The 25,051-nt window shown below is 66.5% G+C and carries 26 protein-coding genes and 1 pseudogene; 13 read left to right on the top strand and 14 right to left on the bottom strand.

The genetic code is table 11. The annotated features are described in order from the left end of the window. Window positions 1–46: 46 nt before the first annotated feature. Both KDB67_RS20730 and KDB67_RS20725 read right to left on the bottom strand, forming a co-directional pair. Window positions 47–424 carry a type II toxin-antitoxin system VapC family toxin gene (locus KDB67_RS20730; protein ID WP_291020169.1) on the bottom strand — a complete coding sequence of 126 codons (378 nt, stop codon included), beginning with the start codon at window positions 422–424 and terminating at the stop codon, window positions 47–49. Beyond that, a complete protein-coding gene (locus KDB67_RS20725; protein ID WP_291020134.1) occupies window positions 424–672 on the bottom strand; it encodes an AbrB/MazE/SpoVT family DNA-binding domain-containing protein in 249 nt (82 codons plus the stop codon). The genes KDB67_RS20730 and KDB67_RS20725 overlap by 1 nt, the downstream gene beginning before the upstream one ends. Before the next feature lie 597 nt (window positions 673–1,269). Between KDB67_RS20725 and KDB67_RS20720 the strand changes: the two genes are divergently transcribed. Next, window positions 1,270–4,629 (top strand): DUF499 domain-containing protein, encoded by a 3,360-nt coding sequence (locus tag KDB67_RS20720; protein WP_291020131.1) that lies wholly within the window; start codon window positions 1,270–1,272, stop codon window positions 4,627–4,629. A 116-nt stretch (window positions 4,630–4,745) separates the two neighbouring features. Further along, window positions 4,746–5,615, top strand: coding sequence for a DUF559 domain-containing protein (locus KDB67_RS20715; RefSeq protein ID WP_291020128.1), 870 nt, complete (start codon window positions 4,746–4,748; stop codon window positions 5,613–5,615). Between the two features lie 39 nt (window positions 5,616–5,654). On the opposite strand, the gene KDB67_RS20710 is transcribed toward KDB67_RS20715, so the two are convergent. The 3 genes from KDB67_RS20710 to KDB67_RS20700 all read right to left on the bottom strand — a co-directional run bounded on the left by KDB67_RS20710 (window position 5,655) and on the right by KDB67_RS20700 (window position 8,656). After that, the gene (locus tag KDB67_RS20710; RefSeq protein ID WP_291020125.1) at window positions 5,655–6,083 is read right to left on the bottom strand and encodes a hypothetical protein; all 429 of its coding nucleotides are present in this window, start codon (window positions 6,081–6,083) and stop codon (window positions 5,655–5,657) included. 270 nt (window positions 6,084–6,353) lie between these two features. Beyond that, window positions 6,354–7,757: an NAD(P)H-quinone dehydrogenase gene (locus tag KDB67_RS20705; protein ID WP_291020123.1), complete on the bottom strand. Its 1,404-nt coding sequence runs from the start codon at window positions 7,755–7,757 to the stop codon at window positions 6,354–6,356. 137 nt (window positions 7,758–7,894) lie between these two features. Beyond that, window positions 7,895–8,656: a DNA alkylation repair protein gene (locus KDB67_RS20700; protein ID WP_291020121.1), complete on the bottom strand. Its 762-nt coding sequence runs from the start codon at window positions 8,654–8,656 to the stop codon at window positions 7,895–7,897. Window positions 8,657–8,837: 181 nt separating this feature from the next. Between KDB67_RS20700 and KDB67_RS20695 the strand changes: the two genes are divergently transcribed. Next, window positions 8,838–9,314: a gamma-glutamylcyclotransferase gene (locus tag KDB67_RS20695; RefSeq protein WP_291020119.1), complete on the top strand. Its 477-nt coding sequence runs from the start codon at window positions 8,838–8,840 to the stop codon at window positions 9,312–9,314. 2 nt (window positions 9,315–9,316) lie between these two features. On the opposite strand, the gene KDB67_RS20690 is transcribed toward KDB67_RS20695, so the two are convergent. Both KDB67_RS20690 and KDB67_RS20685 read right to left on the bottom strand, forming a co-directional pair. Continuing rightward, complete coding sequence (locus KDB67_RS20690; protein WP_291020117.1) at window positions 9,317–10,486, bottom strand: amidohydrolase; 1,170 nt, start codon at window positions 10,484–10,486, stop codon at window positions 9,317–9,319. Continuing rightward, the gene (locus KDB67_RS20685; protein ID WP_291020115.1) at window positions 10,483–11,178 is read right to left on the bottom strand and encodes an enoyl-CoA hydratase/isomerase family protein; all 696 of its coding nucleotides are present in this window, start codon (window positions 11,176–11,178) and stop codon (window positions 10,483–10,485) included. Before KDB67_RS20685 ends, KDB67_RS20690 begins: the two co-directional genes overlap by 4 nt. 117 nt (window positions 11,179–11,295) lie before the next feature. Between KDB67_RS20685 and KDB67_RS20680 the strand changes: the two genes are divergently transcribed. Further along, a complete protein-coding gene (locus tag KDB67_RS20680; RefSeq protein WP_333716547.1) occupies window positions 11,296–12,021 on the top strand; it encodes a hypothetical protein in 726 nt (241 codons plus the stop codon). A gap of 13 nt (window positions 12,022–12,034) precedes the next feature. Further along, window positions 12,035–12,820 carry an ATP-binding cassette domain-containing protein gene (locus tag KDB67_RS20675; protein WP_291020113.1) on the top strand — a complete coding sequence of 262 codons (786 nt, stop codon included), beginning with the start codon at window positions 12,035–12,037 and terminating at the stop codon, window positions 12,818–12,820. Between the two features lie 5 nt (window positions 12,821–12,825). Here the strand turns inward: KDB67_RS20675 and KDB67_RS20670 are convergent, their stop codons facing one another. Next, window positions 12,826–13,056, bottom strand: coding sequence for a DUF1272 domain-containing protein (locus KDB67_RS20670; protein WP_291020165.1), 231 nt, complete (start codon window positions 13,054–13,056; stop codon window positions 12,826–12,828). An 8-nt stretch (window positions 13,057–13,064) separates the two neighbouring features. Further along, window positions 13,065–13,154, bottom strand: a pseudogene (locus KDB67_RS20665) (PaaI family thioesterase); the annotation flags it as partial. Window positions 13,155–13,238: 84 nt separating this feature from the next. Here KDB67_RS20665 and KDB67_RS20660 point away from each other — a divergent pair. Next, the gene (locus tag KDB67_RS20660) at window positions 13,239–13,844 is read left to right on the top strand and encodes a TetR/AcrR family transcriptional regulator (protein WP_291020110.1); all 606 of its coding nucleotides are present in this window, start codon (window positions 13,239–13,241) and stop codon (window positions 13,842–13,844) included. A 73-nt stretch (window positions 13,845–13,917) separates the two neighbouring features. On the opposite strand, the gene upp is transcribed toward KDB67_RS20660, so the two are convergent. Further along, window positions 13,918–14,541 (bottom strand): uracil phosphoribosyltransferase, encoded by a 624-nt coding sequence (upp, locus tag KDB67_RS20655; RefSeq protein ID WP_291020108.1) that lies wholly within the window; start codon window positions 14,539–14,541, stop codon window positions 13,918–13,920. 107 nt (window positions 14,542–14,648) lie between these two features. Between upp and KDB67_RS20650 the strand changes: the two genes are divergently transcribed. The 3 genes from KDB67_RS20650 (at window position 14,649) to KDB67_RS20640 (ending at window position 17,602) form a co-directional block, all read left to right on the top strand. Next, a complete protein-coding gene (locus KDB67_RS20650) occupies window positions 14,649–15,140 on the top strand; it encodes a type VII secretion target (RefSeq protein WP_291020106.1) in 492 nt (163 codons plus the stop codon). Beyond that, window positions 15,137–16,282, top strand: a complete 1,146-nt coding sequence (locus KDB67_RS20645; RefSeq protein ID WP_291020103.1) for a C40 family peptidase — start codon at window positions 15,137–15,139, stop codon at window positions 16,280–16,282. The genes KDB67_RS20650 and KDB67_RS20645 overlap by 4 nt, the downstream gene beginning before the upstream one ends. Before the next feature lie 63 nt (window positions 16,283–16,345). Then, window positions 16,346–17,602, top strand: a complete 1,257-nt coding sequence (locus KDB67_RS20640; RefSeq protein WP_291020101.1) for a primosomal protein — start codon at window positions 16,346–16,348, stop codon at window positions 17,600–17,602. Between the two features lie 3 nt (window positions 17,603–17,605). Here the strand turns inward: KDB67_RS20640 and KDB67_RS20635 are convergent, their stop codons facing one another. Genes KDB67_RS20635 through KDB67_RS20625 form a run of 3 tightly spaced genes read right to left on the bottom strand, consistent with a single transcriptional unit; the run spans window position 17,606 to window position 20,454 of the window. Beyond that, window positions 17,606–18,721, bottom strand: a complete 1,116-nt coding sequence (locus tag KDB67_RS20635; protein WP_291020098.1) for an adenosine deaminase — start codon at window positions 18,719–18,721, stop codon at window positions 17,606–17,608. Between the two features lie 3 nt (window positions 18,722–18,724). Continuing rightward, a complete protein-coding gene (locus KDB67_RS20630; RefSeq protein ID WP_291020095.1) occupies window positions 18,725–20,053 on the bottom strand; it encodes a thymidine phosphorylase in 1,329 nt (442 codons plus the stop codon). Then, complete coding sequence (locus KDB67_RS20625) at window positions 20,050–20,454, bottom strand: cytidine deaminase (RefSeq protein WP_291020093.1); 405 nt, start codon at window positions 20,452–20,454, stop codon at window positions 20,050–20,052. Before KDB67_RS20625 ends, KDB67_RS20630 begins: the two co-directional genes overlap by 4 nt. A 224-nt stretch (window positions 20,455–20,678) precedes the next feature. Between KDB67_RS20625 and sdhC the strand changes: the two genes are divergently transcribed. From sdhC to KDB67_RS20605, 4 genes are read left to right on the top strand one after another with little or no spacing between them, the layout of a single operon-like run. After that, window positions 20,679–21,086, top strand: coding sequence for a succinate dehydrogenase, cytochrome b556 subunit (gene sdhC, locus KDB67_RS20620; RefSeq protein ID WP_291020092.1), 408 nt, complete (start codon window positions 20,679–20,681; stop codon window positions 21,084–21,086). Window positions 21,087–21,098: 12 nt separating this feature from the next. Further along, window positions 21,099–21,554 (top strand): succinate dehydrogenase hydrophobic membrane anchor subunit, encoded by a 456-nt coding sequence (locus KDB67_RS20615; RefSeq protein WP_291020090.1) that lies wholly within the window; start codon window positions 21,099–21,101, stop codon window positions 21,552–21,554. Window positions 21,555–21,586: 32 nt separating this feature from the next. Continuing rightward, the gene (sdhA, locus tag KDB67_RS20610) at window positions 21,587–23,341 is read left to right on the top strand and encodes a succinate dehydrogenase flavoprotein subunit (RefSeq protein ID WP_291020088.1); all 1,755 of its coding nucleotides are present in this window, start codon (window positions 21,587–21,589) and stop codon (window positions 23,339–23,341) included. Continuing rightward, a complete protein-coding gene (locus KDB67_RS20605) occupies window positions 23,341–24,129 on the top strand; it encodes a succinate dehydrogenase iron-sulfur subunit (protein ID WP_291020086.1) in 789 nt (262 codons plus the stop codon). The genes sdhA and KDB67_RS20605 overlap by 1 nt, the downstream gene beginning before the upstream one ends. Before the next feature lie 84 nt (window positions 24,130–24,213). Here KDB67_RS20605 and KDB67_RS20600 read toward each other — a convergent pair whose 3' ends face one another. Next, complete coding sequence (locus tag KDB67_RS20600) at window positions 24,214–24,774, bottom strand: Uma2 family endonuclease (RefSeq protein WP_291020084.1); 561 nt, start codon at window positions 24,772–24,774, stop codon at window positions 24,214–24,216. Window positions 24,775–25,051: the final 277 nt, after the last annotated feature.

Below are 25,051 nucleotides of genomic sequence, written 5' to 3'. Positions count from 1 at the left end.
CAACATGACTCACCCTCGTACGGTCTGAGTTGCCCCACGAGACAACTCATCGGATCAGTGCGATGTCGATAGGTAGGTCCAGCTCCGCCCAGGCGCGGTCGGAGGTGAGCACTGTTGCCGGGCGGTGCCGCAGACCGAGGGTAAGACAGCACCGGTCACCCAGCGACAGCGCTGTGCCGCCGTCGAGCTGACGGAGTGCCGCTACTACCACCGCGTCGTCGGCCTGCACCGGGGCAACCTGTAGGCCGGCGGCCCGCAGTCGTTCCTCTATGCCGACGATGTCGCCTCCCCAATCACCGACCTTCCCGAGCACCTCGGCGAGATTTGCCGCCGATATCAGCGCGCCCGGTATGGCGTCGGCAACCGTGTCAGCGCCGGGTTCGTCATTGAGAAACGCCAGTACGGCCGACGCATCCAGGATCATCACCGTTTGTCGGCTTCCGCCTCCGCGATGCGGTCAGCGAGCAGTTCCTCAACCAGCGACTTGCCGCGCGTCGCCGGAGTCATAATTCCGCGCAGCTCGCGCAGTGCGTCCACCGGCCGTTCCAGGACTATCCGCCTACCGATGCGCTGAACGTGCAGGACGTCCCCCTCTCCGAGGCCAAGTTCCGTGCGCAGCTCAGCCGGGACCACGAGCCGCCCTTGCTTCCCCAAAGTCACCGTGACACTCATGAGAGAATAATGCCACGATTAACCAAGAGATGCCACATACACCCTCACAATCGCATGTCAATGCTCGCCTGACTGTGCGATCAGTCCCGGAAACCGGGATCACCAGCAACCTCAGACGAAAATGGAACCGAACGCCTCGCCGGTGCGTCTGATCCCCATGGATCTGAACGAGTTCATCATCAGGCACGACGGGGTACTGAGCGCGCGGCAAGCGCGGTTGCACCTGAGTACGTCGGCGATCGGGCGGCGGCTGTCGTCGGGCAAGTGGACAGCGGTCACACCGGGGGTCTACCTCGTGGCCGGGCGGCACCGGTCGGCGCGGGCACAGGCCCGGATCGCCGCACTGTCCGTCGGGGATCACGCAGTGCTCGGCGGAGCGGCCGCAGTCTGGTGGCTCGGCGCACCGACATCTCGCGCGCCCCGGCGACACACTCCGCAAAATCGTCACCGTCCGCCACCAGCTCGCGGCCGCCTGACTGTGCGATCAGACCCGGAAACCGAGACTACCTGCACACTCACCCGGCGACCCCACATGTCGGTGGCGCGGGATACAGTCAGGACTCACAACATGTTGTGTACACGAACGTGAGGCGAGTTATGGCACTGAGCAACCGGGACCGTATCGGCAAGGCGATGGAACTGCTCGGACCTGCACTCAACCGGTTCCTCACCGCGGCGATCGACCCGGAGGTGCCGAATGGCACCTGGCTCGACCTCCTGCGGATCAAGGACCAGGGCAAGGGGGCGGCACCCACCAAGACGTATACCGCCGACGACCCGGCCAACGGGCTGCGGATGATCACCGAGAACGTGACCGGAACCGTTCGCAAGGGCTGGTATCCGCTCAATGGGATGCTGTCGCGGGTCCAGGAGAGTTACGCCTCCGAGCTACGGGATGCACGAAACCGCCAGGCGCACATGGAAAGTTTCGACAACGACGACGCACAGCGCATCCTCGACACCGCCGAACGACTACTCAAGGCGATCAACGCGCCCGCCGAGGCCGAGCAGGTCCGCAAGCTGCGCGTCGACTTGCGTCGGGTCGCCGCCGACCGTGAGGACACCAAGGCGGCCCGCCAACTCGACCTCGCGTCGGTGGCCGCCGACAATCTGCCGCCGTGGCGCGAGATCCTCAGCCCGCACCCCGATGTCGCGAGCGACAACTTCAATGCCGCCGAGTTCGCCGCCGACCTGTACACCGTCGCCCAGGGCAAGGAGGCCGGCGAGTACTCCGATCCCGTGCAGTTCTTCGAGCGCACATATCTGACGCACGGCCTGCGCGACCTCATCGACCGCAATGTGCGGCGCCTGGCCGGCGACATGAACGCCTCACCCGTGGTCAACCTGCAAACCAATTTCGGTGGCGGCAAGACACATTCGATGCTCGCGCTGTGGCATCTCGCATCGGGGCTGGGCAGCATCGAATACCCCGACGACGTCGCCAATCTGGCCAAGCCGCTCGATGCGCTGCCCAACGGGGTGCGCCGGGTCGCGCTCGTCGGCAATCAGATGGAGCCCGCCAAGACCGACACCACCGATGGGCGGCCCGGAATCCGCACCATCTGGGGAGAATTGGCGTGGCAGCTCGGTGGCCAGGAGGCGTACGAGATCGTCGCCGACGCCGACCGCGCCTCCACCAATCCCGGTGCGTCCCTGCGGGAACTGTTCGCCCTGTATTCCCCCGCCGTGATCCTCATCGACGAATGGGTGGCGTACGCACGGCAATTGGTGAACTCGAGCGGGCTGCCCGCCGGCGACTTCGACACCCAGTTCACCTTTGCTCAGACACTCACCGAAGCGGCCAAGGCCACCAAGGGAATTCAGGTGGTCATCTCCATCCCCGCGTCGTACGACAACCGGCCGGACAGCAGCACATCCGGCGACGATGTCAACGACGAAGAGGTCGGCGGCGAGTACGGCCGTGAAGCGCTCAACCGGCTCAAGTCGATCGTCGGCCGCACCGCCGACCACTGGCTGCCCGCCAACCCGCAGGAGAGTTTCGAGATCGTGCGGCGCCGCATCTTTGCCGCGCCCGACGGCGCGACGCTGGCCAAGATCAGTTCGATCGCCAAGAGCCTCGTCGACTACTATCGTCGGCACAGCACCGAATTCCCCAGCGAGGCACTCGAACCCGCCTACATCGACCGCATCAAGGCGTCGTATCCGATCCATCCCGAACTGTTCGACCGGCTGTACGAGGATTGGTCGACGCTGCACCGTTTCCAGCGGACCCGCGGCGTGCTGCGGATGATGAACCGCATCGTCGGCACCCTGTGGCGTAGTGAGGACGCCGGGCCGCTGATCATGCCGGGTTCGGTTCCGCTGGACCGGGATTCGGTGACCACCGAGATCACCCAGTATCTGGAGGACAATTTCCGGTCGGTGCTCACCCAGGATGTGGCGGGCGAGGAATCCACCCCGTTCGCCATCGACAAGGAAAGCGAACTGTACGGCAAACGCCGCACCACCCAGCGCCTTGCCCGGTCCGTCTTCATGGGCGCCACCCCCACCCTGCACACCGCACACAAGGGCGTCGACAAGCCGCGAATCTTTCTGGGCACCGCCATTCCCGGCGACGTTCCGGGCAACTTCCATTCCGCGCTCGATCACCTCGCCAACCGCGCCACCTACCTGTACACCGATGCCGGCCGCTATTGGTATGACACGCAGGCAAATACGACCCGTGCCGCCCGCGACCACGCCGCCAACCTCCCCGACGCCGACGTGTGGGCCGAGGTCGCCGAACGGTTGCAGGCCGCACGCCAGAAGTCACGGGACAGGAGTTTCGTGGGAGTTCATGTCTGCCCCGACGGAACGTCCGACGTCCCCGACGAGGCCGCGACACGTCTGGTGATCGCCCCGCTCAAGGTCACCCACACCGCACGTTCCACGTCGTCGACGGCGCTGGGGTGGGCCAAGGACCTCCTCGAACACCGGGGTGCGGCCAACCGGGGCTACCGCAACAGTCTCATCGTGCTCGCCGCCGACGACAAGCGCGCCCGCGAGCTCGACGAAGCAGTCCGTGAGTTCCTCGCGTGGCGCTACGTTCACCAGAACGCCGACACCCTCGGCCTCGGTGGCCAGCAGACCAGACAGGCCCTGACCCGGATGCAGCGCCACGACACCGTCGTCGCCGATCGCCTCCTGGAGACATACATCTGGGCGATCCTGCCCACACAGGCGCCCGACGCGCCCACCTACACACTCGACACCCTCAACACCGGCGGCACCACCGACGACCTCGTCGCCCGCACCGGCACCAAGATCTCCGACAACAGTCAGCTCGCCACCACCCGGTCGTCGACGCTCATCGGGATGGACCTGTCCGGTCCCATCGCGCCGGTATGGGCATCGGGGCATGTGAGCGTCGGTGACCTGTACAACCTGTACGCCACCTACCCGTATCTCACACGGCTGCGCGACAAGACCGCCCTGACCGACGGGCTGCTCTCGGTGTACAACGACACCTCCTGGAGCGTCAACGGCTTCGCCTTCGCCTACGGCTGGGACGACACCGAGCAGGAGTACATCGACCTGCACCTGCCCACCGACGCCGCGACCCCACAACTCACCGACTCCACCCTCATCGTCAAACCCGATCTGGCACAGGCACAACGCGAACGCGAAGCCGCCCGCTACGGCCCCGGTGACGACCCCGTCGACGTACCCGGCCCCATCAAGAACACACGCAAACCGGCGGACCCGACCCAGCCGAAACCGGTGGTGACCCGCTACTGGGGCGCGATGACCCTGAACCCCGATTTCCCGGCCAAGGACTTCTCCACCGTCCAGCAGGAGATCCTGCACCACCTCGCGGCCACACCGGGCTCCTCGGTCGAGGTCCGTATCGAGATCAGCGCCACCGCACCGTCGGGCTTCGACGAGGCCTGCCAACGAACGGTCCGCGAGAACGGCAACACCCTGGGCTTCGACGATTCCGGCTTCGACATCGGCTGACGTCCACAACGTCGCCCAGACACACCATCGACTATGCGCTCGATCCCGGTTTCCGGGATCAACCGCACACTCAGCCGAATATGGAACCAAACGGTTGTCCGCTGCGTCAGACTCCCATGGATCTGAACGAGTTCATCATCAGGCACGACGGGGTTCTCAGTGCTCGGCAGGCGCGGGGGTTCCTCAGCACATCGGCTATCGGCCGACGACTGTCGTCGGGAGCGTGGGTCGCCGTCACCCAAGGGGTGTATCTCGTCGCGGGACACCACAGGTCGGACCGGGCACAAGCGCGGATCGCCGCGCTGTCCATCAGCGACGACGCCGTACTCGGCGGCCATGCGGCCGCATGGTGGCTGGGCATCGTCGATGACGTTCCGCGTAAGCATCTGGTGTTCTCCGATACGTGCGGCAGGTTCGGGAGGGCGTCACCGACGGCAGTGGTGCGTCATCGACGTCTCGACCCGTGCGATGTCACCGTCGTCGACGGTCTGTCGGTGACCGCACGCGATGTCACCGTCCTCGATGCCGCCCTCATGCTCGGAGTCTCGGTCATCGACTCCGCGCTGCTCCAAGGCTTCGTCACTCTCTCTAGCCTCGACGCCGCACACCACAGATACCCGGGCCGCCGGGGGATCGCGACGATCTCCCGGCTACTCACGCTCCTTCGCTCGGGCGCCCGATCCGAAGCCGAGCGAGTCGTCATCAGACTGTTCCGCAAAGCACGCGTGCGTGGATGGATCGCCAACTATCCGGTCGACGGCTACCTCGTCGACTTCGCGTTTCCTGATATCAAGCTGGCCGTCGAGATCGACGGCTTCGGCTGGCACCGTGACATCCAGGCGTTCCAGCACGACCGGCGACGACGCAACGCACTGGTCACGTCAGGCTGGACGGTCCTCAACTTCACCTGGGCCGATCTGCTCGAACGCCCCGACGAGACGGTCGATGCCGTCCTCTCCACACGTCGACGACTGTCAGCCGCCTGAACATGCGATCTGTCCCGGTTTCCGGGATCAACCGCACAGTCAGGCGGGAACATACTCCGACAACGCTGCGCTCACCGCCTCGCGGCCGATCGCCGCGGCGGCCTCGTAGACGACCTCGGTGAACGCTTCCCGGGACAGTCCCGGGATGGTGGCGCGCAGGAGGCAGTCGAGGGCGCGGGCCCGGCAGAACGCAGCGAGCTGACCCGCGGGGTCGTCGTTCTGGCGGCAGGTGTGGGCGGTGAACTCGGCGCGGATGCGGGCGGCGTCGAGTTCGATGCGCAGGCCCGTGGGCAGTGCACCGTGAGTTCGCCACTGCGCCAGCGTGTCCCGCACCTCGGCAAGATCGTCGACGCCGGTGCCGTCGACGACCGCCACGATCAGCAGGTTGGTGCAGGCCGCCACGTCACCCTTGTCCAGCTCGTCGACGAGCCCGGTCATCCGGCTACCGAGATGATCGATTCTGCTCACAGTTCCTCCCCGAACTGACAATTCCACACCGTGAAGTAGGGTGCGGAATTGTAAGTCTAGGGCGTGTCTCCCATATCCACTGTGCGGTATCGGCGGATCCGCTGTGCGGCTGGCAAGGCGGAGGAGAGAGCGGTAGCGGCGCTACCGTGCCGGGCGAGCGCAGCGACGGGATAGTTTGATCGACGACAACGCGGCCAGGCGTGCAGTGGGCCGTCGAGACCGTGCAAAGGGACATGGGAGACACGCCCTGGTGAGGAGCCACCGGCCCGGTCAGTCCAGGTCGTCGTGGCGGACCAACTGCCGGGCGGCCTCGGTGATGGACCCCGACAGCGACGGGTACACCGAGAACGTCTGCGCCAGATCACTCACGGTGAGCTTGTTCTGTACGGCGAGAGCGATCGGCAGGATCAACTCGGATGCGTTGGGGGCCACCGTGACTCCGCCGATGACCACGCCGGTGGCCGGGCGGCAGAAGATCTTGACGAAGCCGCGGCGCAGCCCGCTCATCTTGGCGCGCGGGTTGGTGGCCAGCGGCAGCATCACGGTTCGGGCAGGGTACTCGCCGGCGTCGATCGCCTTCTGCGACACCCCGACACTCGCGATCTCCGGACGCGTAAAGATCGCCGACGCAACGGTTTTCAGTTTGATGGGACTCACACCCTCACCGAGCGCGTGGTACATTGCGATGCGGCCCTGCATGGCGGCCACCGACGCGAGCGGGAAGAGCCCGGTGCAATCGCCGGCCGCGTACACGCCCGGCACCGACGTGCGCGAGACCCGGTCGACCGTGATGTAGCCACCGCGATCGGTTTCCACACCGGCCTCGTCCAGCCCGAGCGTCTGTGTGTTGGGCACCGAACCGACCGTCATCAGCACATGCGAGCCCACCACCTGCTGACCGTCGGCCAGATACACAGTGACCGAATCACCTTCGTGGACAACCTTGTCCGCACGGCCATGCTTGATAAGGTCGACGCCGCGTTCGGCGAGGACGTCTTCGAGGACCAGTGCGGCGTCCTCGTCCTCATGCGGCAGCACCCTGTCGCGGCTGGACACCAGCGTCACCTTGACGCCCAATTCCGTGTAAGCGTGTACGAATTCGGCGCCGGTCACACCCGAGCCGATGACGATCAGATGCTCGGGTAGCTCATCGAGGTCGTACAGCTGACGCCAGGTGAGGATCCGCTCGCCATCGGGCTGAGCGTCGGGCAGAATCCTGGGCGAGGCGCCGGTCGCAATCAAAATCACCTCGCCGGAATAGGTTTCGGTTGTTCCGTCGGCCAGCGTCGCGACGACGTTGTGCGAACGCACCCCGGTCTGTGTCGGTTCGAGCCGCGCCGACCCCGACACCAGCCGGACACCCTCGCTGATCAGCCGAGACCTGATGTCGGCGGACTGGGCGAAGGCCAGATCACGCACCCGCTGATGGATCTGCGACAGCGCCACCGTCGTGTGGTCGGTCTCCAGGCTGATACCGAGGTCCGCGGCCCGGCGGATCTCGGTGCGGATGCCGGTCGAGGCGATGAACGTCTTGGACGGGACACAATCCCACAGCACACAGGCGCCACCAATGCCGTCGGAATCGATCACGGTGATGTCGGCGCCGTACGCCGCCGCGGCCAGCGCCGCCTCATAGCCGGCCGGTCCCCCACCGATGATCACGATATTGGTCACGTCGTCACTCCTGTTCTGGCCGACAGCATTTCTCACCAGGACAGCGCAGACGCGGTCCGGGCCGGGCTGAGCGTCGGCCGGGCTCCGGGTACCAACTTAGTGGTCGGCACCGGGTGTCCGCGACCGAAACGGCCCGCTCAACATTCCTTCTTCAGCGAACGGTAGTGCCGGCGTCGTTCAACGGTCAGGTGCTCGACGGCATAGCCGAGCATTGTGCGTGGCATCCGGGCCGCGTACTCGTCGAGAAAGCCGATCAGAAGATCACGATCGACGCGCTTGCCCACCTCGCGCAGCATCCAGCCGGTCGCCTTCTGTAACAGGTCATCCGGGTAGTCGAGGTAGATCGGGGCGAGTTCAAGAGTCGTCGACGCATCGCCCCGATTGATGAACTCCTGCGTGGCGATGATGGCGATCCGCCGCAGCCACAGATCATTCGGTCCGCCGCCGGTGCTACGCGCGAGTTCGAACAGCAGACCACGCGGACGGTCATACAGCAATCCGCCGAGGATCGGACCCGCGGACGTATCGACGATGTCCCAGTTGTTGATACGTCCTCGATACGCCGCATCCAGGTACCAGCCGCTGATGGCCTCCCGCTCGCCGGTACCACGGCGAAAGCGTTCGGTCGCACCGATCACCGCACACAGCCGATGTTCGTGAAAGGGGGAGTCGATCAGCCTCGTGAGTTCGGTGAGCGGCAGATTCCGGAACGATCGCAGCACCTTGCGCTGGTCCGGAACGGTGACGCCGACGAACAGGTCGCCCTCCCCGTACTCGCCGGGCCCCGTCTTGAAGAAGCGGGCGCTGCTTGCCGCGCGTTCGGGTGAAGCGATCCGGGACAGCGCGTCCATGACGGCCTGCGCGGTCTGTTCGGGAGCCTGCACCGTCGATGGGGACACAGCCACGACTGTAGATCGTCCCGCAAACCGAACAGGGGCATACGGCCCGGATCACAGTCCTTATCCGACACGTATCCGGCACGGGCCACTAGGATTGGTCGGCGGACCATCGTTGCGTGGTCCGAGGCAGGACGAGGAGCCGGACCCTGGGTGTCGTCAGGGCGCGGGCGGAGAGGACGACGTGCCGACTTACGCGGCGTATGGGTCGAATATGCACCCCGAGCAGATGGCCGAACGGGCACCACATTCGCCCATGTCGGGGACGGGCTGGCTCAACGGCTGGCGGCTCACCTTCGCCGGCGGCGACATCGGCTGGGAGGGTGCCCTCGCGACGGTTGCCGAGGATCGGGACAATCCGGACGCGCGGGTGTTCGTCGTGCTCTACGACGTGACCGGAGAGGACGAGGAGACCCTCGACCGCTGGGAGGGTTCCGAACTCGGGATCCACCGCAAGGTCCGGGCCCGCATCGACACCGCCGACGGACCGGTCCTGGCATGGCTGTACGTCATGGACGCCTTCGAGGGCGGCCTGCCGTCGGCGCGGTATCTCGGCGTGATGGCCGAGGCTGCGGAGATCGCGGGAGCTCCCGCCGACTACGTCCAGAACCTGCGGCTGCGCGAATCACGCAACGTGGGTCCCGGTTCCGGCGAACTCTAGGTTCACACCCCCAGGACGACGCCCGCGAGCGCCCGCACCCCGACGTCGAGCGCGCGCTCGTCGATGCGGAAGTTGGGGCTGTGCAGGTCGACCTGCGGGCCGAGTCCGTCCCACACCCCGAGACGGCCCATCGCGCCGGGCACGTGTTCGAGGTACCAGGAAAAGTCCTCGCCACCGGGAGACTGCGGGGTGTCGGCAACGGCATTCGGGCCCACAGCGCTGACCGCCGTCGACAACGTGGCGATAGCCACCTCGTCGTTGACGACCGGCGGCACACCCCGGAAGTAGTTGAGGTCGTACTGCACCCCGAGCGGAGCGACCAGCTCGCCGATGATACTGCGCACCAACGGTTCCAGTTCCACCCAGATCTCACGCTCCCCGGTACGGACGGTACCGCGCAGACGGCCCTCCTGCGGAATGGCGTTCGGAGCACTGCCCGAATGCACCGACCCCCACGCCATCACGGTCCCCGACCGCGGATCCACCCGCCGCGACAGCACGCCGGGCAGCCCGGTGATGACGGTCCCGATGGCGTAGATCAGGTCGGCGGTCAGGTGCGGCCGGGACGTGTGCCCGCCCTTGGAGTGGAAGGTGATGTCGACGTGGTCGGCGGCCGAGGTCAGCGCTCCGGCCCGCAGACCCACCGACCCGACGGGCAGCCGCGGATCGCAGTGCAGGGCGAAGATCCGGCTCACCCCGGCCAGCACGCCGGCGTCGATCGCGTCGAGCGCACCGCCCGGCATCACCTCCTCTGCGGCCTGGAAGATCAGCCGCACCCCGACCGGCAGGTCGTCGACACCGGCCAGCAACGCACCGGTGGCCAGCAGCATCGCCGTGTGCGCATCGTGCCCGCACGCATGGGAGACGGCGTCGACGGTGGAACTGAACGGCAGACCGGTGTGTTCGGTGATCGGCAACGCATCCATGTCGGCGCGCAACGCGATCCTCGTGTCGGACTCGGGCCCCAGATCGCACACCGCACCGGTCCCGAGCGGCAGGCGCCGCGGCTTCAGGCCGAGAGCGGACAGCTCGGCCATCACCAGATCTGTGGTGACCACCTCCTGCCGCGACAACTCGGGGTGGGCATGGATCTGCCGCCGCCAGGCGACCAGCTTCTCGCGGTTGGCGGCGAGCCAACCGTCGATCACCGCCGAGCCGGATGGCCCGGTCACAACACTGTCGCCGGCGTGACCACCGCCAGGTCGGCGAGCAGCGGTGCACGCAGCCCCTTCTTGATCACCCCGATGTTGGGTCCGGCGATGTGCTGCCGCTCGGCGGCCACCGCACGTGCCCGCTCCAGCAACTGATCGACGGGCACGGCCTCGCCGACGATCCCGGCCGCGGCCGCATCGTGGGCGCCGTAGCGGCGGCTGGTCAGCATCGCCTCGGTGGCGGCGGCGTCGCTGAGCCTCGTGCGCACCAGCGCGGCCATGCCCCGGGTGAACGGCATCGACAACGCGGCCTCGGGCAGTGACCAGAAGCCACGGTCGTCGCGCATGACGCTGACATCGGCGCACAACGCGAGCATCGCTCCGGCACCGAAGGCGTGGCCGTTGATCGCCGCGACGGTGTGCACCGGCAGCGTCAGCAGCTTGGCGTACAGGGCATGCACCGCGTCGAGGTAGGCCGGCAGCTGCGCGTAGTTGGCGGCGACGTAGTCGGTGTCCAGGCCGTTGGTGAAGTACTTGCCGGTCGCGGTGATCACCAGGCCCTTCGCGTTGGCGGCGGCCTCGTCGAGTAGACCGGTCACGGTCTCGATCCACTCGAGGCCGAACCGGTTCTCGGGGTTGTCCGGGTCGAGTTCGACCCCCTCGGTGCCGAGGTAGAGCTCGTAGATGTCGCCGTCGGCGTTCAGAAAAGGCATGCACAGACAATATCGCCCGGCACGCGCCGTGCCCGTGCGACTCCCGCCCGAACGTGAAGTTGCACGTTCACCGGCATGGGCGATGCCTGTCCGCGGGTCGGCAGACATAATCGGGACATGACAACCGGCGGACCAGCAGATCAGCACGGCAACGGATACCCGGCGTTCCAGGGTGACCAGTCACCGTATTACGGGCAACAGAGCGACGGCTATCAGCAGGGGTTTCCCGGGAGCGGCTATTCCGGTGGGGGCTATCCGGCGCCGGAACGGTCACCCTGGGCGTCGCCGGTTGTACTGGTGGCGGCGGCCGCCGGTGTCCTGCTGGTGGTCGGCGGAATCCTGGCCGCGGTCCTGCTCATTCCGTCCGGCGACGACGACGATCCCGTCGCGACTCCCGGCACGAGTATCACCACCCACACCGTCACGTCGTCGCAGGACGGCCAGTCCACGCAGCCGGTCGGCACACAGACGGTGACCCTCACCCCGCCGCCCGGCACGACCACGACGGTCACCGATCGCCCGTCGCCGACCGTTCCCGGCGCCGACTGGCAGGGTTTCGCCGACGGACCGCGCTGCGATGCCGCGGACGATCCCGCGATCGCCATCCTGCGCACCAACCGCTCTCGGGTGATCATCTGCCGGGTCGGTGAGGCAGGCGGCTTGTACTACAAGGGCGTTGCCGACGGAAACCTCAAGCACATCGACTTCCCCACGCAGGAAGGCAAATACTTCATCGCACGATCGGGATCGTACGAGTACTTCGTCACCCCGTCAGGGCTGGTGATCCGCCAGGACGGCACCACCATCGCCGACGAACCCGCCATCGCCTACTGGTCGAAGTAGCCGTCGCGTAAACATGGCACGTCAACCGATACTCGACGCCGTCAGCCTCGACGTCGTGCGCAGCGGCCGCCTGCTGCTCGACGACGTCAGCATGCGGGTACTGCCCGGCGAGCACTGGGCATTGCTCGGCCCGAACGGCGCGGGCAAGTCGACGCTGATGACGATGCTGGGCGCGCGCGGATTCCCCACCCGTGGAACCGTCGACGTGCTCGGCCACCGGCTCGGCCGGGTCGACATGCGCGCCTTGCGCACCCACATCGGGCACGTCGATCCGCGCTGGCGTATCGACATTCCGTTGTCGGCGCACCAGGTGGTGCTCACCGGCCTGACCAACACCCCCGAACTCGACAATCGGCACAACTACACCGATGCCGAACACGCCCACGCGGATGCGCTGCTGGCGATGCTGGGAATGACCGAGCGCCGGGACTCGTTGTGGCCGTTCATGAGTCAAGGTGAACGGGGACGCACCCTGATCGCCCGGGCGTTGATGCCGCAACCCCCACTGCTACTGCTCGACGAACCGGCCACCGGCCTCGACCTGGCCGCCCGCGAGAAGCTGCTCGCCGGCATCGACTTGCTGCGCGCCGAAGTACCCACGCTCGCAACGGTTCTGGTGACCCACCACCTGGAGGATCTGCCCGCCAGCACCAGCCACGCCCTGCTGTTGCGCGACGGAAAGACCGTCGCCGCAGGCACCGTCGATGAGGCACTCACGTCCGCGACCATCAGCACCTGCTTCGACCACCCCGTCGATGTGCGCCGGACGGCCGGCCGCTGGTCCGCGGTGGCCGTGTAGCCGAACTACCGCCCGAGCAGGCGCCCGACGTTCCTGGCCAGCCGAGCCGGCAGACGTGTCGCGATGGCGGTCGCACCCGTGGTGCGGCGTGGCCGCGGGACGAGCTCACCCGCACAGTTCGGGCAGGTGCCCACACGTTGCGCGCACTCGTCGCAATAGGTGCATTCATAAGAGCAGATCCACGCTGCTCCGGCCGGTTCCAGTGCTGCGGAACATAGTTCGCAGGCAGCTTTCATCGACAGCATCAGCCCACCTTGTAGTTGCCGAGCGCCTTGGCGACCAATGTCCCCGAGACAATGCGGATTTCGGCCTCGCACGAGGTGAGGGACTGGCCGCCGGACGGTGAACCGATATCGGAAGTTTTCACATACATAGTGAATGTCACATGCATCTTGTATGTCAAGGTACATTCGAGGGCGTGCCACCAGATGTACCCGGACCGACACTCCGGCAAACCCGGGCCCTCGCGACCCGCCGGCGCCTCCTCGATGTCGCGACCCGCTTGTTCTGCGACGACGGGTTCTCGTCGGTCACCACCACCGGCCTGTGCGCGGCTGCGGGCGTGACCCGCGGCGCCCTCTACCACCACTTCGCCAACATGACCGAGGTCATGGAGGCGGTGTTCGGCGACATCGAGGGCCAACTGGTCGACTGCGTCGTCGCCGGACTGTCCGGCGTCGAACCGGCCCGGGCTCAGCTCACCGCACTCGGACCCGTCATCCTCGACGCCCTCGCCGCCGACGATCGCACCACCCGGATCGTGTTCGTCGAAGCGCCGTCCGCCTTGGGCTGGTCACGCTGGCGCTCCCTCGACGGCGGCCGATCACTGACCCTGATCGCCGACATCCTCCGGCGGTGCGCCGACGACGGCGATCTCCGCGACGACGTCGACCCACTCCTGTCCGCCCAGCTACTCCTGGGTGCACTCAACGAAGCAGGCATGTACATCGGAACCCACCACACCACCCACGCCCCCATCGCCCACCAACTCACCATCCTGACTGAAGGCCTCCTTCACCAATAGCCTTCCCGCTCAACGCTTTCCTTGCGCACCAAACGGATCCGCTCAGCGGTGAAAGAAACGGTTGCGCGGGAAGTCAGCGGGGGCCGTATTGGCGGTCGCCGGCGTCGCCCAGGCCGGGGACGATGTAGTAGGCGTCGTTGAGGCCTTCGTCCACTGCGGCGACTACCAGGCGTAACGGGTGGCCGGAGTTTTGCAGGGCGGTGACGCCTTCGGGGGCTGCTACTACGCAGACGGCGGTGATGTTCTGGGCGCCTCGTTCGACCAGCAGGTCGATGGCGTGCAGCATCGAGCCGCCGGTGGCGAGCATCGGGTCGAGTACGAACACCGGGATGTCCGACAGGTCGTCGGGCAGTGATGCCAGATACGGGACCGGTTTGGCCGTCGACTCGTCGCGGGCGATGCCGATGAATCCGAGATTGGCCTCGGGCACCATCGCATGAGCCTGATCGACCATCCCGAGCCCGGCCCGCAGCACCGGGACGAACAGCGGCGGAGCGCTGAGCCGCCGGCCCGTGCACGCGGTGACCGGCGTCTCGATCGGCAGGTCCTCAACCGGTGCCGACGCCAGCGCCTCGTAGACCAGCATCTTCGTCAACGCCGACAACGCCTGCCGGAACTCGGCATTGGTGGTGCGCTTATCACGCAAGGTGGTCAGCCGGACGGCCGCGAGCGGGTGACTGACGATCTGCAGATCCATGGGCATCACCTTAGTTCGGACAACACCGCTCCGCGTGGGGGAACACGAACTATTCATCGAACAAAAATTCGATGGAACCAAACGGGCTTCCGCTGCGTCAGACTCCCATGACGAACACCCAGGTTCAGGCCGACCCGGCCGCGATCAGCCGCTTCGCCCAGCAACAGAGCACCATCGCCGGCGAGATCCGCAGCTCCGCTACCAGCACAGACTCGGCTGCGGCCGAACTCGCGCCCACGTTCGGCATCATCGGCGCCGACTTCCTCACCGTCCTCACTGGAGTGCTCGACGCCAAGTCGACGGAGGTCACCGCGATCGCCGACAAACACGCGACGATCGGCAGCCAGTCGGGGACTGCGGCCGGCACCTATGTCACCACCGACAACAGCGCCGCGCAGACGGTGACGACCAGCGACAAGGCCTCCTCCCACGGCTCCACACCTGACAAGGTCACCTCACACGGGGCCACTCCCGACGGGACATCCCCGTCGACCACCACGACATCGACCACCACGACATCCCCCACTGGAACGACAACGACGACGACCGTCACGACCACCAAGGCCGGCGGCGCCGACAAGGAGCTGTCCCTGCGATGATCAACCTGCTGATCGCACCCCTGCACACACTCGTCGATGCCCTCGGCACCGGCGTGCTGCCCGCGGACAATCCGGTCGCGAGGCTGCGCACCACCGCACAGAATCTCGCCGAAGCGGAGAAGAACTCGGCTGCCGCGACGACGACCGTCCTCAAGTCGTGGTCGGGTGACGGCGCCCGGAACATGGCCACTCAGATCAAGGCCACCAGCACCGCCGCAACGACTTTCACCACCGACACCGACTCCATCGTTACCATCGTCGACGATGCCGCAGGCAAGATCGCCACCGCCGCAAAGCAACTCGACGCACTTGTCGACTCCTTCGGCCGCACGGCGTCGACGCTCGGCGGCAACGCCCTGACGGTCGGTGGGCTCACACTGCTGGTGCCCGTCGCGATCGATCACGTCAACCGCGGCATCCAGATCGTCGAAAAGACGCGCACGCAACTGGAATCCGATTCAGCCCGGCTGTGGGCGCTCAGCCGCACAACCACCGAATCCGCCGAAACCCGGACGGGCAGCACACCCACAACCACCCAGACCGCGATCACACCGGCCCGGAACACGACCACACCCGTCACCACCAACACCCCGACGACACCGACGACACCGACGACACCGACGACGCTGGCAACAACGACGACACCGACGACACCGACGACCGGAACGAACCGTCGGACACCCACGACGACGGCCTCGCAGGACACCCCGACCATCGCGACCGCCGCCCACACCCGCGCCACCGGGTCGGGCATCCCGATCACCCTCCCCGACGGCTCCGTCGCCTACGCACCCAACCAGAAGGCCGCGACCGCCGTCACCGCCGCACTCGGCCGGCAGGGCACCCCGTACGTGTGGGGCGGAACCAGCACGGCCGGATTCGACTGCAGCGGCTTCACCCAGTGGGCCTACCGGCAGGCGGGTGTCGAACTGCCCCGCCTCGCACAGGACCAGGACACCGCCGGCAGGCAGATCTCGCAGGCAGAGCTACAGCCCGGCGACCTGGCCGTCTGGTCCGGCCACGTCGCCATGTACATCGGCAACGGCCAGCTCGTCGAAACCGGCGGCGATCCCGTCGGTGTGACCCCGCTGCGCACCACCAACGCGGGCCAGACCTTCGAGGGCTTCTATCGTGTCACCTGAAAATGCGGGTCGTGACCTACCATGGTGACGCGCTGCCCACCTCTAGCGTTAGGCTTTCTGCTCATGGCCGGAGACATCGTCCCCATCGAACTCGGATTGACCAACGGAAACGTCTTCACCCTCTGGGCGCCACGCTGGCGCGAGGGTGACGACGAGTGGGAAGCCTTCCTCGGGCTCGAGGAGGATCTGTACGGGCTGCCCGGCGTCGCCGAACTGGCGGCGTTCATCAGGTCCGGCGCCGAGAACGACCTCGAGGACCACCCCACCTGGGAAACCCTCAAGCAGGTGTCCGCCGACGAGCTGCTGCCCGACGACCGGCACACCTACGACCTCGTCGGCGTGCCCGAACTCGCCGCCGAAGACCCCACCCCCGAGGTCATCGCCGAGCTCGAGGACGCACTCGAGATCGTCCGCATCCTCGGTGAGGTGTGCGAGCTGAACGTCGTCACCAAGTTCTTCAACGGCAACCCCATCCTGGGCGCGGTCACCACCGGTACCCGCAACTTCGTCGGCCGCGACGGCGTCGACCTGTGGGTGCGGATCGGCCGGCTCATCGCCAAGCACTGGGACGACGTCGTCGACGCCATCGACGGCGTGCTCACCAAGCCGCCCGTCGACCCCGGAGCGGTCGCGGTCGCCGAGGCCGAGCTCGAAGCCGCCGCCTCCGCCGAGGACGAGGACGAACCGGTCGATGACGAACTCGAGCGGGTTGAAAGCGGCGCCGACGACGATGACGCCGCCGAGGACGACGCCGACGATTACGACGACGACAGCCTGTGGGCGCAGGTCGGCATCGACCCCATCCGGATCGTCACCGGCAACGACGAGTACCTGACGTTGCGCTGCTATCTCGGCGACGATCCGGTGTTCCTCGGCGCCGACGGCAAGATTTTCGTGTTCACCTCACCGCGGGTGCTGAGCAAGTTTCTCGCCGACAGCAACGACCACGACCTGCTCGACGTGACCACCTTCGACCGTGTTCGGGTGGAGGCCACCGACGGCTCCCTGGAGTTCGACGTCATCGACGAGAACGTGTACGTGCTCACCGGCCTGGCCACCGACATCGCCGACGGCCCCCGCCGCATCGACCGCAACCAGCTCGACCTCGCCGTCGAACTCTTCACCGACGCAGCCGATTTCGGCGACGACGATACTGTCAGCGAGGCGCTGGGTTCGTCCACGCCGCTCGGTTGGTTCGTCGACTACGCCATCAATCCCGACCCCAAGCGGCTCGCACCCTCGGGTCCGTTCGACAACGAGTCGGAGGCGTGGCGGGCTCTCGAGCACGACTTCGAGGCCCGGCTCATCAAGAAGAACTGAGTCTCAGCCGAGGAGGACGGCGTATCCGGGTTTGATGACCTCGTCGATGATCCGGATACGTTCGTCGAAATGCAGGAACGCCGACTTCATCGCGTTGACGGTGAAGCGCTCCAGATCGGCCCAGCCGTAACCGAAGTGGTCGACAAGGACCTTGAACTCGTTGCTCATGCTGGTGTCGCTCATCAGCCGGTTGTCGGTGTTGACGGTGACCCGGAAACGCAGGCGCGCAAGGATATTGAACGGATGCTCGGCCAATGACGGTACCGCGCCGGTCTGTACGTTGGAGCTCGGGCACAACTCCAGCGGAATCCGTTTGTCGCGCACCGTCGCCGCAATGTCCCCGAGCACCGCACCGTCGAAGGAGTGCGCCGCCGGGGTGAGGCCCGGTGGCAGCGTGATGTCGTCGATGACGCGGACGCCGTGGCCGAGCCGGTCGCACCCGCAGTGGGCCAGCGCCTCGTGGATCGACGGCAGCCCGAAGGCCTCACCGGCGTGGATCGTGAACCGGGCGTTATTGGCACGCATGTACTCGAATGCGTCGAGGTGCCGCGTCGGCGGATTGCCGGCCTCCGCGCCGGCGATGTCGAAGCCGACGACGCCGCGTCCGGCGAATCGCACGGCCAGTTCGGCGATCTCGCGCGAGCGCGCGGCGTGGCGCATCGCGGTGACCAGGCAACGCACGACGATCGGCCGACCCTGTCCGGCCGCGTCCACCTCGCCCTTGGCGAAGCCGGCCAGCACCGACTCCACCACCTCGTCGAGGGTCAGCCCACTCTCCAGATGCTGCTCGGGTGCGAACCGGACCTCCGCGTACACGACGCCGTCTGCCGCCAGGTCTTCGACGCATTCGCGCGCGACCCGTTCGAGGGAGGAAGCGGTCTGCATGACCGCCACCGTGTGCGCGAACGTCTCCAGATACCGTTCGAGCGAACCGCTGTCGGCGGCCTCCCGGAACCACGTCGCCAGCGACTCCGCGTCGTCGGCGGGCAGTTCGGTGTAGCCGCAGTCGCTGGCCAGCTCCAGGACCGTCGCGGGCCGCAACCCGCCGTCGAGGTGATCGTGCAGAAGCGCTTTGGGGGCGAGGGCGAGATTCTGAGGATCGAGTGGTCGGGGCGTCATCTCTCAGACGGTAACGCGATCGAGCACCAGCGGCCGGGTGAGCGGGCGAGAATCCCGATCCGCACCGACCACCATGGGGCCGATCACGGCCGCACCCTCGAGCGCGGCGACGGCCCCGGCGATAGCCTCGGGCGTCCGGGTGTGCAGGCTGTACAGGGGTGTTCCCGCGACCACCGCGTCGCCGGGTTTGGCGTGCAGCACCACGCCGGCCTCGGCCTGTACCGCGGCGCCCGGCACGGCCCGGCCCGCACCCAGGCGCCAGGCCGCCACCCCCACCGCATGTGCGTCCAGGCTCGTCAGCACACCCGACGACGCTGCCCGCACCACCTCCACGTGTGGGGCGACCGGCAGCGGGGCATCCGGGTCGCCGCCCTGTGCGGCGATCATCGACCGCCAGGTATCCATCGCCCTGCCGTCGGCCAGGTGGGCGGCGGGGTCGGCGTCGGGCAGCCCGGCGGCGACCAGCATCTCCCGCGCCAGTGCGAGGGTGAGTTCGACGACGTCGGCCGGGCCGCCCCCGGCGAGCACCTCCAGAGACTCGGCCACCTCCACCGCGTTGCCCGCGGTCAGGCCCAGTGGCGTGGACATGTCGGTGAGCAGGGCCGTGGTCCGCACCCCGGCGGCGGTGCCGAGTGAGACCATCGTCTCAGCCAGCCGCCGCGCGTCGTCGGACGACGAAAGGAACGCGCCGGAACCGGTTTTCACGTCCAGTACGAGCGCACCGGTTCCCTCGGCGATCTTCTTGCTCATGATCGAACTGGCGAGCAGCGGTATCGATTCGACGGTCCCGGTGACATCACGCAGCGCGTACATCTTGCGGTCGGCCGGCGCGAGATCGGCACCCGCCGCGCAGATCACGGCGCCGACCGACTCCAGCTGCGAATGCATCTGCGCCGTCGTGAGATCCGCCCGCCAGCCGCTGATCGATTCCAGTTTGTCGAGGGTTCCCCCGGTGTGCCCGAGGCCGCGCCCGGACAGTTGCGGTACGGCCACCCCGAACGACGCGACGAGCGGCGCCAGCGGCAGGGTGATCTTGTCGCCCACCCCACCCGTCGAATGCTTGTCGACGGTCGCGACCGGCCTGCCCGCGCGCCGCAGGCCGCCGAAGTCCATCCGCGTGCCGCTGTCGATCATCGACCGCGTCCAGGTGACGATCTCCCGATCGGTCATCCCGCGCAGGTAGATTGCCATCAACAGCGCCGACATCTGCTCGTCGGCGACGCCATCGGCACGGGTGTACCGGTCGATGGTCCAGGTGATCTGCTCGTCGGTCAGCTCGCGGCCGTCGCGTTTGTCCGCGATGACCGACACCGCGTCGATGACCGGCGTCACCGGGTGATCCGATCCAGGTCCGCCGGCCCGAACGCGTCGGGCAGCAACTCGCCGAGGGTGCGCGGGGCGTCGGCGTGGTCGACCAGCAGATCGGGCCCGCCGTGTTCCAGGAGCACCTGCCGGCACCGGCCGCACGGCATCAGTGGCGACCCGTCGGCGTCACAGACCGCGACGGCCCGCAGCCGCCCACCGCCGGTGGCCACCAGCTGAGCCACCAGTGTCACCTCGGCGCAGATCGTGAGTCCGTATGAGACATTCTCCACATTGCATCCGAACACCACACGACCGTCGTCGGTGATCGCGGCAGCACCCACCGGGTATCTCGAATACGGTGCGTAAGCCTTGTCGATCATCATCCTTGCGTTGTCGCGCAACGTCTTCCACTCGGCAGTACCGACCATCACAACCTCCTCGACATCACTTCGCGGACCGGATGTGACCAGCCCGACGTCATAGATGACATTGGTAAGGCAAACCTAATTCGAGTTATCTTGTCTCTCAAATGTGTTCGGGTAATTAAACGATGGCCTCAGCATAGGTTTAAAGTCTCATGCATGGGTCGCCCGCAGCTTCGTGAGCAGTCGGCCCAGCCAATCCATCGACGGTGTTGGAGGCCAACTTTCCGATGAGCACGCCGACCGAGGTAGCACCAGATCCGGTGCGTAAGCGTTCCCTCTACCGAGGCGATCCAGGCATGTGGTCCTGGGTGTTGCACCGTATTACCGGTGTCACTATTTTCTTCTTCCTGTTCGTCCACGTTCTCGATACCGCGGTCATCCGTATCGACCCGAACAAGTATTCGGAGATCATCGAGACGTACAAGACCCCGATCATCGGCCTGATGGAGATCGGCCTGGTCGCGTGTGTCCTGTTCCACGCGCTCAACGGCCTGCGGTTGATCCTGGTCGACTTCTGGGCCAAGGGACCCAAGTACCAGCGGCAGATGCTGTGGGGCATTCTCGGCCTGTTCGTCGTGCTGTTCGGCGCGATGACTGTCCGGCTCCTGCAGATCCTGATCCAGCACTCGCTCTAGGAGCCGACGGACATGACCACTTCAGCAAGCCCGAAACTGGCCAAGACGCTCGAAAAAGAACACGTCCGGCCGGCCAGCCTCGACAACCCGCGCTCCCCGCGCAAGCCCAAGGGCGGCAACTTCGAGAAGAACGCATGGATGTTCATGCGCTTCTCCGGCCTGGCGCTGATCATCCTCACTTTCGGTCACATGTTCATCATGCTGGCGTGGGAGGACGGCGTGCACCGCATCGACGCCTCGTACGTCGCCGAGCGGTGGGACTCACCCTTCTGGCAGATCTGGGATCTGACCATGCTGTGGCTGGCCCAGCTGCACGGTGGTAACGGTGTGCGCACCGTGATCGCCGACTACACCCGTAAGGACTCGACCCGCTTCTGGCTCAATGTCCTGCTGGCCCTGTCGATGCTGCTCGTGCTGGTTCTCGGCACGTACGCCCTTCTCACCTTCGACGTCGCCAGCGTCGACTGACCCTGCGCGTCGGACAAAGGAGACCAAGACTTATGCAGGAACACCGCTACGACGTGCTCATCGTCGGCGCCGGCGGAGCCGGGATGCGTGCGGCCATCGAAGCCGCTCCCCGGGCGCGCACGGCAGTGCTCACCAAGCTCTACCCCACCCGCTCCCACACCGGCGCGGCGCAGGGCGGCATGTGCGCCGCGCTTGCCAACGTCGAGGAGGACAACTGGGAGTGGCACACCTTCGACACCGTCAAGGGCGGCGACTACATCGTCGACCAGGACGCCGCCGAGATCATGGCCAAGGAGGCCATCGACGCGGTGCTCGACCTGGAGAAGATGGGTCTGCCGTTCAACCGCACCCCCGAGGGCCGCATCGATCAGCGCCGCTTCGGCGGACACACCCGCGACCACGGCAAGGCGCCCGTGCGACGGGCCTGTTACGCCGCCGACCGTACCGGCCACATGATCCTGCAGACGCTTTATCAGAACTGCGTCAAGCACGACGTCGAGTTCTTCAACGAGTTCTACGCCCTCGACCTGTGCCTGTCGGAGAACGAGGACGGCGAACTGACCGCCACCGGCATCGTCGCCTACGAGCTGGCCACCGGTGAGATCCACGTCTTCCACGCCAAGTCGATCGTCTTCGCCACCGGCGGTTCGGGACGCATGTACAAGACCACGTCGAATGCGCACACGCTGACCGGCGACGGCATGGGCATCATCTTCCGCAAGGGACTTCCCCTGGAAGACATGGAGTTCCACCAGTTCCATCCGACAGGTCTGGCCGGCCTGGGCATCCTCATCTCCGAGGCGGTCCGCGGTGAGGGCGGCATCCTGCGCAACGTGGACGGCGAGCGGTTCATGGAACGCTACGCCCCCACCATCAAGGACCTCGCGCCCCGCGACATCGTCGCCCGCTCGATGGTGCTGGAAGTTCTCGAAGGCCGCGGCGCGGGCCCCAACAAGGACTACGTCTACATCGACGTGACACACCTCGGCGAAGACGTCCTGAACGAGAAGCTGCCCGACATCACCGAGTTCGCGCGCACCTACCTCGGCGTCGACCCGGTCACCGAGTACGTCCCCGTGTACCCGACCTGCCACTACGTCATGGGCGGTATCCCGACCAAGATCAACGGCCAGGTCCTGCGGAACAACGACGAGGTGGTCCACGGACTCTTCGCCGCGGGCGAATGCGCCTGCGTGTCGGTGCACGGCGCCAACCGCCTCGGCACCAACTCGCTGCTCGACATCAACGTCTTCGGCCGTCGTGCCGGTATCGCGGCCGCCGAATACGCCGCCACCGCCGAGTTCGTCCCGCTGCCCGAGGCCCCGACGGCCATGGTCGACGAGTGGCTCGCCGGAGTGCTCTCCGAGCACGGCAACGAGCGTGTCGCCGACATCCGCAGGGAACTGCAGCAACTGATGGACGACAACGCATCGGTGTTCCGTACCGAGGAGACCCTCACCCGAGCACTCGAGGGTGTGCGTGCGCTCAAACAGCGCTACGAGCATGTCCGCGTGCACGACAAGGGCAAGCGCTTCAACTCCGACCTCCTCGAAGCCGTCGAGCTCGGCTTCCTCCTGGAAATGGCCGAGGTCACCGTCGTCGGTGCGCTCAATCGCAAGGAATCGCGCGGCGGTCACGCCCGCGAGGACTACCCGAAGCGCGATGACGTGAACTACATGGTGCACACGATGGCGTACAAGAAGGGCACCGACCTCACCTCCGACATCGAGTTGGGCTACAAGCCGGTGGTTCAGACTCGCTACGAGCCGATGGAGCGTAAGTACTGATGACCGCAATCCTGGACAACCCCGCCGCGCGCTCCGACGAGCCGCCGCTGCCCCCGGTGCCGGCCGAAGCGACCATGATCACGCTGAAGATCTACCGCTTCAACCCGGAGAACCCCGACGCCCAGGGCTTCGAGAGCTTCCGTGTCCCGGCGCTGCCGACCGACCGGTTGCTGAACCTGCTGCTCTACGTGAAGGGCTACCTCGACGGCACCCTGACCTTCCGCCGCAGTTGTGCACACGGCGTGTGCGGTTCGGACGCGATGCGCGTCAACGGCGTCAACCGGCTGGCCTGCAAACTGCTGATGAAGGACTTCCTGCCCAAGGACTCGTCCAAAGAACTGACGATCACCGTCGAACCCATCAAGGGCCTACCGGTGGAAAAAGATCTCGTCGTCGACATGGAGCCGTTCTTCGACGCGTACCGGGCGATCAAGCCGTTCCTGATCACCTCGGGCAACGAGCCGACGTACGAACGCATCCAGAGCCAGACCGACCGCGCACGTTTCGACGACACCACCAAGTGCATCCTGTGTGCGTGCTGCACCACCAGTTGCCCGATCTTCTGGAACGAGGGCAGCTACTTCGGTCCGGCCGCCATCGTCAACGCGCACCGGTTCATCTTCGACAGCCGCGACGAGGCCGCCGTCGAGCGGCTGGACATCCTCAACGATGTCGACGGCGTGTGGCGCTGCCGTACCACTTTCAACTGCACCGACGCCTGCCCGCGCGGTATCCAGGTGACCCAGGCCATCTCCGAGGTCAAGCGCGCCCTGATGTTCTCGCGCTGACCCACATCGCTTCAGCCCCAGTGCGGCCCGCGGACCGAAACGTCCACGGGCCGTTCTGTTTTCGGCATCCGCGTGGAAATGCTTTCAGTTGCCGAGTTCGGCCGGCACCACGCTCAGCGGGAGCGGTTGTTCCACCGTGAATGTGTCGTCGCCGATGACGTGCGCCGTCTCCCGGTATTCGCCGTCGGCGAGTTCCCAGGCCAGTATCGACGGCTCGCCGGGATCGACAACCCAATAGTGTGGGCAGCCTGCGCGCCGGAGACGATCCTTCTTGAGCAGCAGATCGAAACTGCGCGTCGACGGTGAGAGCACCTCGATGGCCAGCAGCGGCGCCGACGGCAGGTCCCGTTCGGTGGTGGCCGAGCGGGACGCGACCAGCAGATCGGGCTGCATCACGGTGTCGTCGGAGAGCGCGACGTCGAACGGCGCCAACAGTACTTCAAGGTCCGCCGGGCAAGACTGCCGCAAAGCGAGGTACAGGTTTCCGACGGCCCGCTGGTGCACGCGCCGGGGTGCCGGACTCACGATGAGTATTCCGTCGATGAGTTCGTACCGGTACCCGTCATCGGGCATCGCATCGAGATCATCGCGCGTCAGATCCCGTCCTCGTGGTAACCCCAACGCTTCGGTCGGCATAGCAGTCATGGTAATTCTCCTCCCAGGTCACGACTACCAGTATCGGCCCGCAACGGCTGATTTTCGGAGACCACTTACCCGGCTGTGGACAACTCGCACAGCTCCGGCGACTCAGCGCCGCACAAGACCCCCGACAACCGCGCCGACAGCTGCCCCCGCCGCCAATGCACCGGCGATCACCGACGGCCGCGGCGTCGGGCTGACCGTATACGTCGGCGAAACGACGACGGTTCGTTGCTCGTCCTCTTCGGTCGGCGGCTCGATCTGGTCGACCACCTGGTATGCC

The organism is Gordonia sp. (in: high G+C Gram-positive bacteria), from assembly GCF_020438995.1.
GTDB lineage: Bacteria > Actinomycetota > Actinomycetes > Mycobacteriales > Mycobacteriaceae > Gordonia.
This window is presented reverse-complemented; position numbering and strand designations above follow the sequence as displayed.

Bases quoted from the DNA above. Each gene is read 5' to 3' on its own strand.
- KDB67_RS20730 (WP_291020169.1), bottom strand. From the start codon at position 424: ATGATCCTGGATGCGTCGGCCGTACTGGCGTTTCTCAATGACGAACCC.
- KDB67_RS20635 (WP_291020098.1), bottom strand. From the start codon at position 18,721: ATGACGCCCCGACCACTCGATCCTCAGAATCTCGCCCTCGCCCCCAAA.
- KDB67_RS20685 (WP_291020115.1), bottom strand. From the start codon at position 11,178: ATGCCTTTTCTGAACGCCGACGGCGACATCTACGAGCTCTACCTCGGC.
- KDB67_RS20640 (WP_291020101.1), top strand. From the start codon at position 16,346: ATGGCCGGAGACATCGTCCCCATCGAACTCGGATTGACCAACGGAAAC.
- sdhC (WP_291020092.1), top strand. From the start codon at position 20,679: ATGAGCACGCCGACCGAGGTAGCACCAGATCCGGTGCGTAAGCGTTCC.
- KDB67_RS20670 (WP_291020165.1), bottom strand. From the start codon at position 13,056: ATGAAAGCTGCCTGCGAACTATGTTCCGCAGCACTGGAACCGGCCGGA.
- sdhA (WP_291020088.1), top strand. From the start codon at position 21,587: ATGCAGGAACACCGCTACGACGTGCTCATCGTCGGCGCCGGCGGAGCC.
- KDB67_RS20600 (WP_291020084.1), bottom strand. From the start codon at position 24,774: ATGACTGCTATGCCGACCGAAGCGTTGGGGTTACCACGAGGACGGGAT.
- upp (WP_291020108.1), bottom strand. From the start codon at position 14,541: ATGGATCTGCAGATCGTCAGTCACCCGCTCGCGGCCGTCCGGCTGACC.
- KDB67_RS20615 (WP_291020090.1), top strand. From the start codon at position 21,099: ATGACCACTTCAGCAAGCCCGAAACTGGCCAAGACGCTCGAAAAAGAA.
- KDB67_RS20625 (WP_291020093.1), bottom strand. From the start codon at position 20,454: ATGGTCGGTACTGCCGAGTGGAAGACGTTGCGCGACAACGCAAGGATG.
- KDB67_RS20605 (WP_291020086.1), top strand. From the start codon at position 23,341: ATGACCGCAATCCTGGACAACCCCGCCGCGCGCTCCGACGAGCCGCCG.
- KDB67_RS20645 (WP_291020103.1), top strand. From the start codon at position 15,137: ATGATCAACCTGCTGATCGCACCCCTGCACACACTCGTCGATGCCCTC.
- KDB67_RS20680 (WP_333716547.1), top strand. From the start codon at position 11,296: ATGACAACCGGCGGACCAGCAGATCAGCACGGCAACGGATACCCGGCG.
- KDB67_RS20675 (WP_291020113.1), top strand. From the start codon at position 12,035: ATGGCACGTCAACCGATACTCGACGCCGTCAGCCTCGACGTCGTGCGC.
- KDB67_RS20650 (WP_291020106.1), top strand. From the start codon at position 14,649: ATGACGAACACCCAGGTTCAGGCCGACCCGGCCGCGATCAGCCGCTTC.
- KDB67_RS20715 (WP_291020128.1), top strand. From the start codon at position 4,746: ATGGATCTGAACGAGTTCATCATCAGGCACGACGGGGTTCTCAGTGCT.
- KDB67_RS20720 (WP_291020131.1), top strand. From the start codon at position 1,270: ATGGCACTGAGCAACCGGGACCGTATCGGCAAGGCGATGGAACTGCTC.
- KDB67_RS20725 (WP_291020134.1), bottom strand. From the start codon at position 672: ATGAGTGTCACGGTGACTTTGGGGAAGCAAGGGCGGCTCGTGGTCCCG.